At 42.8% G+C, this 11,637-nt stretch carries 11 protein-coding genes; all 11 read left to right on the top strand.

Annotated features, from left to right (window positions below; translation table 11 throughout):
* Positions 1-11: 11 nt before the first annotated feature.
* The 11 genes from NST34_RS20080 to NST34_RS20030 are packed head-to-tail and all read left to right on the top strand — an operon-like array spanning position 12 to position 11,637.
* Complete coding sequence (locus tag NST34_RS20080) at positions 12-377, top strand: response regulator (protein WP_036688523.1); 366 nt, start codon at positions 12-14, stop codon at positions 375-377.
* A 9-nt stretch (positions 378-386) separates the two neighbouring features.
* Positions 387-914, top strand: a complete 528-nt coding sequence (locus NST34_RS20075; protein ID WP_076119560.1) for a flagellar biosynthetic protein FliO — start codon at positions 387-389, stop codon at positions 912-914.
* Positions 911-1,675, top strand: coding sequence for a flagellar type III secretion system pore protein FliP (gene fliP, locus NST34_RS20070; RefSeq protein WP_042189441.1), 765 nt, complete (start codon positions 911-913; stop codon positions 1,673-1,675). Before NST34_RS20075 ends, fliP begins: the two co-directional genes overlap by 4 nt.
* A 21-nt stretch (positions 1,676-1,696) precedes the next feature.
* Positions 1,697-1,966: a flagellar biosynthesis protein FliQ gene (gene fliQ / locus NST34_RS20065; RefSeq protein WP_036688516.1), complete on the top strand. Its 270-nt coding sequence runs from the start codon at positions 1,697-1,699 to the stop codon at positions 1,964-1,966.
* Between the two features lie 9 nt (positions 1,967-1,975).
* Positions 1,976-2,761 (top strand): flagellar biosynthetic protein FliR, encoded by a 786-nt coding sequence (fliR, locus tag NST34_RS20060; RefSeq protein ID WP_042194135.1) that lies wholly within the window; start codon positions 1,976-1,978, stop codon positions 2,759-2,761.
* A 22-nt stretch (positions 2,762-2,783) separates the two neighbouring features.
* On the top strand, positions 2,784-3,878 hold the full coding sequence (flhB, locus tag NST34_RS20055; protein ID WP_042189439.1) for a flagellar biosynthesis protein FlhB: 1,095 nt from the start codon (positions 2,784-2,786) through the stop codon (positions 3,876-3,878).
* 17 nt (positions 3,879-3,895) lie between these two features.
* Complete coding sequence (gene flhA, locus NST34_RS20050) at positions 3,896-5,929, top strand: flagellar biosynthesis protein FlhA (protein ID WP_042189438.1); 2,034 nt, start codon at positions 3,896-3,898, stop codon at positions 5,927-5,929.
* Positions 5,926-7,287, top strand: a complete 1,362-nt coding sequence (flhF, locus tag NST34_RS20045; RefSeq protein WP_076299239.1) for a flagellar biosynthesis protein FlhF — start codon at positions 5,926-5,928, stop codon at positions 7,285-7,287. The genes flhA and flhF overlap by 4 nt, the downstream gene beginning before the upstream one ends.
* Positions 7,284-8,165 (top strand): MinD/ParA family protein, encoded by an 882-nt coding sequence (locus NST34_RS20040; protein WP_341128638.1) that lies wholly within the window; start codon positions 7,284-7,286, stop codon positions 8,163-8,165. Before flhF ends, NST34_RS20040 begins: the two co-directional genes overlap by 4 nt.
* 33 nt (positions 8,166-8,198) lie before the next feature.
* Complete coding sequence (locus NST34_RS20035) at positions 8,199-9,530, top strand: protein-glutamate methylesterase/protein-glutamine glutaminase (RefSeq protein WP_341128637.1); 1,332 nt, start codon at positions 8,199-8,201, stop codon at positions 9,528-9,530.
* A gap of 34 nt (positions 9,531-9,564) precedes the next feature.
* Complete coding sequence (locus tag NST34_RS20030; RefSeq protein ID WP_076285424.1) at positions 9,565-11,637, top strand: chemotaxis protein CheA; 2,073 nt, start codon at positions 9,565-9,567, stop codon at positions 11,635-11,637.

The following is an 11,637-nucleotide window of genomic DNA, read 5'->3' as shown; positions in this document are numbered from 1 at the left end:
ATTTTGTAAAAATGGCTAACCGAATTCTAATCGTGGACGATGCAGCATTTATGAGAATGATGATCCGTGACATTTTGTCGAAAAACGGATTTGAAGTAGTGGGCGAAGCTCAGGACGGTTCTCAAGCTATAGAGAAATTTAAAGAACTGCGTCCGGACCTCATCACGATGGATATAACTATGCCTGAGATGGACGGAATCGCCGCCCTGAAAGAAATCAAGAAGGTAGATCCGGCTGCTAAGGTCATCATGTGTTCAGCCATGGGCCAGCAGGCTATGGTTATCGATGCTATTCAAGCAGGAGCAAAAGACTTTATTGTGAAGCCTTTCCAAGCTGACCGAGTTATCGAAGCTATCAACAAAACGTTGGGTGTGTAGGAAAAAGACATGCCCCTCAATTCAGAACCGCTCGGGAGCAATAACACCCTGCTGAATTTGCTTAACGTTATTATTGTCCTTGCGGTAATCATTGTACTTATTGTGCTGCTGATCCGTTTTCTTGGACGTCGTAATCAGACCTTTATGAGCGGGCGCTCCATTCGAACGCTTGGTGCTGTAGGGCTGGGACCTAACAAGTCGATGCAGGTTATTGAACTGGGAAGCAGCCTTTACTTAATCGGGATTGGTGAGAACATATCCATCTTGGATAAAGTCACTGATCCGGATGAGGTGGCTTTGATCATTGCAGCATTTGAGGATCAGTCCTCCAACCAGAATAATTTTCTCGCACCGCTTATTGCCAAGGTTAAGGTTAAGCTGCGTGGGGAGGTTCCATCAGAAGAAATCGAGCTTAGTGAAACATCATCTTTTTACGAGACACTGCAATCCAAGCTTCGTTCTGCACCAGAGCGTAAAGAGAAAATGGAAGAGCTGTTCCGGGATGATGCTACTAAGGATGAGTCGAGGAATTTATGAAAAAGAAGCTAATTCTTGCTATTCTGCTGTTCGGGTTCATTAGTATAGTTATGATGCGGCCGATACATGCTGATCCTATACCTAATGTTAATATTCAGGTCGGTAATGAAGATGGTTCAAGCGGTGGTACCAGTTCCATATCAATTCTTCTTCTCGTTACGGTTCTGAGTATTGCTCCGGCGTTTCTAGTTCTTATGACCAGTTTTACTAGAATTGTAATCGTGCTCGGTTTTGTTAGAACCTCACTTGGTACTCAGGCCATGCCTCCGAATCAGGTGCTGGTAGGGCTTGCTCTGTTTCTGACCCTGTTCATTATGTCGCCAACTTTGGCGCAAGTGAATGAAACGGCATTACAGCCGTATATGAAGGGGACGATTACCCAGACTGAGGCTTTTGATAAAGCTGCTGATCCGATGAAAGAATTTATGTTTAAACAGACCAATTCCAAAGACCTTTTGTTATTTATGAAATATACCGGTTATACGGGATCGGCTAAACCGGCTACATACAGTGATATTCCACTGACGGTGATGGTGCCAGCTTTCGCAATTGGAGAATTGAAAAAAGCTTTTACAATGGGCTTCTTAATTTTCATTCCATTTCTGATTATTGATATTGTTGTGGCGAGTACGCTGATGGCCATGGGGATGATGATGCTTCCCCCGGTCATGATTTCATTACCTTTTAAAATTATGCTCTTTGTACTGGTAGACGGCTGGTACTTAGTCATTAAATCACTACTTCTTAGTTTTAACACCTGACCTTAAGAGGAGGCATGAGGATTGAGTACGGAGTTTATTATCGGTCTAGCAAGCCAAGCCGTATATTTAGTGCTGGAAGTCAGCGCTCCCATGCTGATTCTTGGTCTGGTGGTAGGGCTAATAATCAGTATCTTTCAAGCTACGACACAGATTCAGGAACAGACGCTAGCGTTTGTTCCAAAAATCGTCGCAGTACTGCTGGCTTTATTGCTATTTGGACCGTGGATCATCACGAAGCTAATTGACTTTACTAGCCAAATTCTAGGCAATCTCTATATGTATATTGGTTAACCAATGAACATGGATACCTTATTGCAAAGTTTACCCGTCTTTTTGCTTATTTTTTGTCGAATTACAGCCTTTTTTGTTGTCGTTCCTGTATTTTCTTCTCAAGGGGTACCGACAACTTTTAAGATTGGCATATCTTTTTTTGTAGCATTGGTAGTCTTTAGTGCTAATGGAACAGGGATTACGATTCCGCAGGATTTTAGTTATATTTTGCTGATTATGAGAGAAGTATTAATAGGTTTATTGCTAGGTTTCATTGGATATTTGATGTTTATGGCGATTCAGACAGCAGGTTCTTTCATTGATATTCAGATTGGCTTCGGTATTGCCAACGTCATTGATCCTATGACAGGAACGTCAGCACCTATTCTCGGTAATTTCAAATATATGATAGCCCTGCTAATGTTTTTGAGTATGAATGGACATCACCATTTACTAGATGCCATTGTGTACAGCTATAAATGGATTCCTATGAATAATGATTTATTTCTACGCATGGTTGATGGTAGTTTGTCAGAGTTTCTGGTCCGAACATTTGCGCAGTCGTTTGTATTAGCTTTTCAAATGTCGGCTCCATTAGTAACTGCACTGTTTCTGACCGATGTTGGTCTTGCTTTTTTAGCGAGAACGGCTCCGCAATATAATGTATTTGTTATAGGGGTTCCTCTAAAAATCATCATAGGTATTGCACTTCTTTTAGTGCTGATGCCAGGTCTGGCTGTGTTGTTTCAGAATCTCTTCGAAATCATGTTCGAATCCATGGAGAATTTACTGGGTCTCATGGGGAAGAAGCCGTAGGTGACCGTAAGGGGAGAGTATTATGCCTAAGACGAAGCGTTATAGACTAGATCTTCAACTCTTCGCCGGTGAAAAGACGGAAAAAGCAACCCCGAAGAAACGGCAGGATGCTCGTAAAAAAGGCCAAGTAGCCAAAAGTGCGGAGCTGTCTGGTGCGGTTGTATTGCTAGCTGCGGTAGTTAGCTTGATGATGTTTGGTGGTTTTATGAAAGAGCGTTTTATGAAGCTATACACGGACGTATTTCAGAATCGGATGATGCTGGACGTTACGCCTGAGAATATAACGCTGTTATTTAATCAGTATGGCTTGCAAATCTTGATTTTGCTAGCTCCATTACTTGGAATTACGTTTGTTATGGCACTTGTTTCCAACTTGGCGCAGGTGGGCTTTATGGCTACAGGAGAGGGGATTACTCCTAAATTCAGTAAGATTAATCCGATAAAAGGATTCAAAAATATTTTCTCTATGCGTTCGTTTGTAGAATTCCTGAAATCAATATTTAAGCTTCTAATTATTTCTTATCTGGTATATAGCACATTATGGGGAGAAAAGAAGAACTTTGCATCCCTGTCGCATATCAGTGCGGAGGGAATTTTTAAGTTTGCGGCCAAGCTGACGATGAGTCTTGGTTTGAAAATCGGGGTTGCCCTGCTAATTATGGCTTTTCTAGATTTTATGTATCAGAAGTACGAGCACGAAAAAAGCCTGAAAATGTCTAAGCAGGATATCAAGGATGAATACAAAAAAATGGAGGGTGACCCTCTAATTAAAGGTAAGATCAGGGAACGCCAACGCAGAATGGCCATGCAGCGTATGATGCAGGAAGTTCCTAACGCGGATGTAATTATTACAAATCCAACTCACTTTGCTGTTGCGCTAAAATATGATGGTTCCAAAATGGAGGCGCCACAGATTATTGCAAAAGGGCAGGATTATGTAGCACTTCGTATACGGGAGCTGGCTAAAGAACATGGCGTCGTGACTATGGAAAACAAACCGCTGGCACGGGCATTATTCCAAAGAGCAGAAATTGGAGATGTCGTTCCAAATGATCTGTTTCAGGCTGTAGCTGAAGTGCTGGCATATGTATATAAACTTAAAGGTAAGAGGAAATAAGGCGGGGGGTTAGGACATTGAAAGCTAAAGATTTAACAGTTTTGCTAGGCATCATCGGTATTGTGCTTATGATGATTCTGCCTATCCCGTCCTGGCTTTTGGACGTTTTGCTAGTTATTAATATTTCAATAGCATTAATTATCATATTAGTTGCTATGAACACGAAGAATGCGCTCGAATTTTCAATTTTTCCTTCATTATTGCTTGTTACGACATTGTTTCGTCTGTCACTAAACATTTCGACAACGAAATTGATCCTGACTTACGCAGATGCCGGTTCTGTGGTATCTACTTTCGGAAGCTGGATCGCCGGTGGACAAATTGCCGTTGGATTTATCGTGTTTCTGATTTTGGTAGTGGTCCAGTTTATTGTTATTACTAAAGGTTCAGAGCGTGTAGCTGAGGTAGGGGCGAGATTTACCCTGGATGCGATGCCCGGCAAGCAGATGAGTATTGATGCCGATCTTAACGCAGGCATGATTAATGAAACACAGGCACGTGAGCGTCGCCGCAATGTTGAACGGGAAGCGGATTTTTTCGGAGCCATGGATGGTGCGAGTAAATTCGTTAAAGGAGACGCGATTGCGAGTATCATTATCCTGTTGATCAATCTTATTGGTGGTTTTATTATCGGTATGGTTGTGCATGGAATGGATTTCTCCACTGCGTTATCTACTTATTCCGTATTGACGATCGGGGATGGTCTAGTCAGCCAGATTCCTGCTTTGCTCATTTCGACTGCAGCAGGTCTTATCGTTACTAGAGCTTCATCGGAAGGTAATCTGGCAGAAGAATTAACAGGTCAGTTACTCTCCTATCCAAAGTTATTATATATTGTTGCAGTTACTGTTGCTTTTCTAGGTCTCTTTACACCTATACATATGATTACTACGCTCCCGCTAGCTGGTTTGCTGGCTTTTGCAGCCTATAGTATGGGACAAAATTTAAATCGAAAACAGATTGCCGAAGAGCAGCTTGTTGAAGAGAAACAGATTGAAGAGGTACGAAGTCCGGAAAGTGTAATTAATTTACTCTCTGTAGATCCTATTGAATTCGAGTTCGGCTACGGTCTTATACCTTTGGCAGATACAGGTCAGGGTGGAGATTTACTAGATCGTATCATCATGATTCGACGGCAATGTGCACTTGAAATGGGTCTTGTAGTGCCTGTTATTCGCATTCGCGACAATATTCAACTAAAACCGAATGAATATGTCATAAAAATTAAAGGAAATACTGTCGGCGGCGGTGAATTATTACTTAATCACTACTTAGCTATGAGTCCAGGCTATGATGATGAATCTATAAACGGTATTGAGACCATTGAACCATCTTTTGGACTTCCAGCGTTGTGGATTGACGAATCGGTTAAAGAGCGGGCTGAACTGTCCGGCTATACCGTGGTAGATCCACCATCCGTTGTTGCAACACATTTGACGGAGCTGATTAAGCGTTATGGACATGAGTTGTTAGGACGACAAGAAACTAAGATGTTGGTGGATAACCTAAGAGACAATTATCCTGTGCTTGTTGATGATCTTATTCCTTCGGTATTAGCGATTGGGGATGTGCAAAAGGTACTTGCCAAGCTGCTGCGCGAGAAAATATCGATCAGGGATTTGGTTACTATCTTTGAGACGTTGGCGGATTACGGGACGTACACCAAGGATCCTGATATTCTTACCGAATATGTTCGTCAATCCTTGTCCAGACAGATTACTCAGCAATTCTCGCAAGTTGGAGAGACTCTGAAAGTTATTACGGTAGGACCTAACCTAGAGAAGAAAATTTCTGAGAGTGTGCAGCAATCTGAACAGGGCAGTTATTTGGCATTGGATCCAGCATCGACTCAAACGATCTATCAGCGGTTAAGTGAACAGATCAATCGACTTCTGCAGTCAGGACAACAGCCCATTGTACTCACATCACCAACCATTCGTATGTATTTGCGGCAGGTGATTGAACGGACAATGCAGGATATTCCTGTACTGTCTTATAGCGAACTAGAGCCTAACATTGAAATACAAAGCGTCGGAGTGGTGAATTTATGAGAGTGAAGCGTTATGTGGTCGATACGATGCCTGACGCCATGCATTCCATTCGTAGTGAGCTTGGAAGCGAGGCTGTAATTTTAAGTACTAAAGAAATTAAGATTGGCGGATTTTTAGGATTGTTTAAAAAGAAAAAAATAGAGGTAGTAGCGGCTGTTGAAAAAGCTCAAAAGGAGAGTGCTCCTGAAAAGCCTGTGAAGCCTGCGATGAACATTCCGCGCAGCGCTGTCCCGCAAGCTTACCAAAAAGCTTCATCTTCATCATCTGCTTCTACTGTAACGTTGGAAAAGCCGGAAGAGCCTCGGTCCTTTGCGGAAATCGCCGCTGCCTTGTCGGAAGCTATTGATGTAAAAGAATCGATAACCAAACATCCAGAGCCTGATCAGAAATCTCTTGAATCCAATCCAGATGAAACTACCTCTGTATCAGCCTTATATGAATCTTTAGGGTTAGATCAAACGCCAGAGGTTGCCTCGGCGCTGGAGAATGATGTTTTTCGTGAAATTAGAGATATGAAGCTTTGGATGGAACGAATCGCGAGGCAGTCTTCAGGGGCAAGAGAATTACCGGATAGTCTCCAGCAGCTTAGAGATCTTTTGATTGAGCAGGAGATGGATACTGTACTTGTTGAGGAGTGGATCAGTAATATCTCCGAACGTTGGGCGGATGAAGGGCGTACTTGGGGACCTGAGAAATTTCAGGAGTCCTTAAAAGAACAGCTCGATGGATTCCTGTCAGGGCGAATCGCTGATGGAATTGCACCTGATACCCAAATCGTATATATTGCAGGGCCCACAGGAGTAGGAAAAACTACTACCATAGCCAAGCTTGCGGCTGAACAGCTATTCAAAAACGGACGCAAGGTTGGTTTTATCACCTCTGATACGTATCGAATTTCAGCTGTGGAGCAGTTGCGTACATACGCAGCTATCCTGAATGTTCCGCTAGAGGTTGTACAATCTCCCGGAGATTTACAAAGAGCACTCTTTCGATTGGAGAGTTGTGATCTTGTAATTATGGATACAGCTGGACGGAATTATCGTAATGATATGCTTGTAGCAGAACTGCAAAGCTTGCTAGCGAAGGAATTAAGAAGTGAGACCTATCTTGTACTCAGCTTAACTTCGAAAAGCCGTGATATGAAATTGATTGCAGAGCATTTCGGCAGGTACAAGCTGGATAAAGTTATTTTTACCAAGCTAGATGAGACAGGAAGTTATGGACCACTCTTTAACGTCCTGAATGATTTCCCTCTCACATTATCTTATATGACCAATGGTCAAAATGTACCTGACGATTTATTGATGGCTTCCAAAGAACAACTTAGTGAGATGCTTCTTGGAACAGGTGAATCATGATGGATCAGGCACAATCCTTGAGACAGCTTGTATCCAGTCAGGAGCCTAAACTAGCTGAAAAAGGGGAAACATCCGCCCGTATCATTACTGTTTGTAGTGGTAAAGGTGGCGTAGGGAAATCGAATTTTACACTTAATTTCGCTTTAACTTTAAAAGCAATGGGAAAGAGAGTATTGCTGTTCGATGCAGATATTGGCATGGCTAACATAGACGTGTTAATGGGCGTGTCGGCGAAGTATAACCTATATCATCTGTTAAAAAGAGAAGCGGATATTGAGCAGATTATTCAGTTAGGACCGAACGGGCTTCCTTTTATAGCTGGTGGATCGGGCATGGATGAGTTATTTTCTCTTTCGGAATCGGACCTTAATTATTTCACAGCCCAGATAGCCCTTATTACGGACAGCATGGATTATATTTTGTTCGATACAGGTGCTGGATTATCTAAGGAAACGATGAAGTTTATAACCTCTGCGGACGATTGCCTAGTAGTTACAACACCAGAGCCAACTGCTATAACAGACGCTTACGCATTAATGAAGGTTGTGAATCGGACGTATCCGGAGATTTCTTTTAAACTGATTGTGAATCAAGCGGGTGATGAGAGAGAAGCATCAGTGACAAGTGATAAGATCCGTATGGCGGCCAGTCGTTTTTTGCAATTAGATGTTTCCTATCTTGGTCATATAAGCTCAGATGCCCATGTAGTGCAGGCTGTCAAAAGGCAGACGCCATTTTCATTGGCTTTTCCAAACAGTGTTGCTGCAAAAGATATACATCGGCTAGCCCTAAGTTATTTGACCATAGGTGGTAAAAAAGAAACAAAAGTTCAAGGTATTAAAGGCTTTATCCATAAATGGTTAAAGCGAAGTAAATAATTGTTCTGAATCTGGAACAGAGGTGGAAATGATATGAAGCCATATAAAGTTTTGGTTGTTGATGATTCTGCATTTATGCGCAAGATCATTTCCGATTTAATTGAAAATGACGCTGACTTTCAGGTGACGGCAACAGCCACAAATGGTCGCGAGGCTATCGAGAAAATAAATAAACTTCGGCCGGATCTTGTTACTATGGATGTGGAAATGCCGGAGATGAACGGCCTGGAAGCGCTGAAAATAATAATGGCGTCAGATCCGCTGCCAGTGATTATGCTGTCAGGCATCAATGAAGAGGGCATGAAGGAAACCATTCTTGCACTGGAATGGGGCGCTTTTGATTTCATTCGTAAACCTTCAATATCAAATTCCCAGGATATAACGGGCGTAGGGGAATCCCTAAGAGAGCAAATGAAAGAAGCTATGTTGGCTCGAGAGCAACGTGAAGCGCGAGCATCTGCTTTTAGGATGCCTGACATCACGCCTTTAGAGCCATTACTGCCGACTGCACCGAGATTGTTACCGGACAAATCCAAGGCAGCACTTAAATCTTCTCTCAAAGATGAAGAAATGAGAAAACCTCGGGGGAAACAGCCAGTAGATAGTACTATCCCTAAAAAAGCAATCAAACCAATCATCTCTGCTAAAACACCGTTAATCGAAAAGTCTAAACCAAAGACTAAAGTAGAGAATAAACCCATTCCGCCCAAACCGGTGATAGAGTCTTTAGTGGAGGTATCTACTGAGTCTCTGGGACTTTCTCCGGATCGAATGGTTGGTAGCAAGAATTTGCACAAATTAGTTGCTGTCGGTTGTTCTACAGGCGGACCTCGTGCTCTGAAGGTACTCCTGGAGAAAATTCCAGCGGATTTTCCAGCTCCTATTGTCATTGTGCAGCATATGCCGCCTAACTTTACGAAATCACTAGCCCAGCGTCTGAATACATTCAGTCCGCTAGAAGTGTTAGAAGCAGAGCAGGGGATGATATTACGAAAAGGAGCAGCCTACATTGCGCCTGGAGGCTATCATTTACAAGTTACACCCACATCTAAAGGGCAATATGCAGTTGTACTCACGAAGGAGGAGGCGCGAAATGGCCACCGACCTTCAGTGGATGTTTTATTCGAATCATTGCTTCCACTCACATCTCTAGATCGGCACGTGTTGCTGATGACAGGGATGGGTAGTGATGGTGCTAGGATGATGAAATCTCTCTATGACTCAGGGGTTACCTCAACATTTGCTGAAAGTGAAGAGACCTGTGTCGTTTACGGGATGCCGCGATCTGCGGTGGAATTGCAGTGCGTCAAATATGTACTGCCTTTGCAAGAAATTGCTCCAAGGCTAGTGCAAGCCGTTAAATAACGGAAAAGCGAACTCGAAGGGGAGGTGCTCTACTATGGACATGAACCAATATTTATCCATGTTTATTGATGAGTCGAATGATCATCTGCAGTCATTGAACGAGAGCATGATGGGGCTGGAAGCGAATCCTGAGGATCTTAGTATCGTACAGGTCATATTCCGCTCTGCGCACACTTTAAAAGGTATGGCAGCGACTATGGGCTTTGAAGATTTGGCTTCACTTACACACCAAATGGAGAATGTGTTAGATCTTGTACGTAATAACAAGCTGCGCATGCAGGATTTCATTTTTGATACGTTATTCAAAAGTTTGGATGCCTTAGAGTCTATGGTTGAGGATATTACTAGCGGTGGCGAAGGTAAAGCAGATGTATCAGCCATTGTCTCATCCCTACAGGCTATCGTACGGGGTGAGATTCCTGTTGAAGGCGGTACAGCATCTGCTGCTAATATGCCTGCTGCACAAGCAGCTGAAACTCCGATTCATTTAGATGAGTTCCAATTTTCTGTTCTAGAACAATCGATTCAGGAAGGGCATCATGCATTGTATGTGGACGTAACGATCCGTAAGGATTGTCAACTTAAGGCTGTACGTGCATACATGGTGTTTGATCTGCTCGAACGTTCGGGGGAAGTAGTTAAATCCTTCCCATCCGTTCAAGATATAGAACAAGAGAAATTTGACCAAAGCTTCTCACTCTATTACATAACCCAAAAAAACGCTGATCAGATTCAGGCAATGATTATGAATTTGTCTGAGATTGATAAAGTAACAGCAGTAGCACTAGATCAAGAATCCTTGAAAATGCTTGGTCAAGAAACGGCAGCTGCCGTGTCAGAGGTTGCCGCAACAGCCACTGTAGAGGAAACAGCTCCAGCTGCTTCAGTAGCATCTAAACCATTGCCTACCAAAGATGAAGCTAATAAGCCGGGAGCAACTAAAACAGGAGGGGCGCCTTCACGTACGATTCGTGTAGATATCGAACGCTTAGATGTGCTCATGAATCTATTTAGTGAACTTCTGATTGACAGAGTTCGTTTAGAACAGCTGGCTTCTGAGGTTCAGAATGGTGATCTTACGGAAACTGTCGAGCATATGGGCAGAGTAAGCGGAGATCTCCAGAATATTGTGATGAAGCTTCGTATGGTTCCAGTAGATACCGTATTTAACCGGTTCCCACGTATGCTTCGTGATCTAGCTAAGTCGCTGGACAAGAAAGTAGATCTAATTGTAACGGGTGCCGAAACAGAGCTTGACCGGACGGTAATTGATGAAATTGGTGATCCACTTGTACATTTATTGCGTAATGCGGTTGATCACGGAATTGAATCCATTGCTGACCGTATTGCTGCTGGTAAACCAGAGACTGGGACAGTTCATCTACGTGCTTTCCACAGCGGAAATCATGTCTTCATTGAAATTGAGGAAGATGGAACAGGCATTTATCCAGAGAAGGTTTTGAAATCTGCTGTGAAAAAAGGCGTGATCACGCAAGAGCAAGCGAAGAATATGACGGATGATGAAGCTTATCAATTACTATTTGCACCAGGTTTCAGCACGGCAGAAGTTATTTCTGATGTCTCAGGTCGTGGCGTAGGACTGGATGTAGTAAAATCTAAGATTTCTTCCCTGGGTGGTAATGTAACGATCTATTCTTCACCAGGCAAAGGTACGAATTTTTCAGTTCAGTTGCCACTTACTCTATCTATTATTGCAGCCATGCTTATTCGATTGGGTTCTGAGAAGTATGCCATTCCTTTATCCTCTATTGTGGAAACTGGAATCGTGCAGAACACTCAAATCCGTACGATTCATGGCAACAAAATGATAGAGTTCAGGAATTCTCATATTCCACTAGTTTCTCTAAGTCGTCTATTTTCGGTACCTGATTATGATGAGAGTACTGAAGAAGAGACAGAGATCGTAGTTGTACGTAAGGGAGAACGTCTTGTAGCCTTAGCTGTACAGGATTTTATTGGTCAGAACGAGATCGTTATCAAGAATCTGGGTAAATATTTACCTGAAATTCAAGGGATATCTGGCGCAACGATACTTGGAGATGGCCAAGTCGCACTTATTATTGATCCGAACGCTTTTATTAAATAA

It is taken from the genome of Paenibacillus sp. FSL H7-0714, from assembly GCF_038003765.1.
Taxonomy (GTDB): Bacteria; Bacillota; Bacilli; order Paenibacillales; family Paenibacillaceae; genus Paenibacillus_AQ.
The sequence above is the reverse complement of the archived record's forward strand: the minus strand, read 5'-3'. Positions and strand labels throughout refer to the sequence as shown.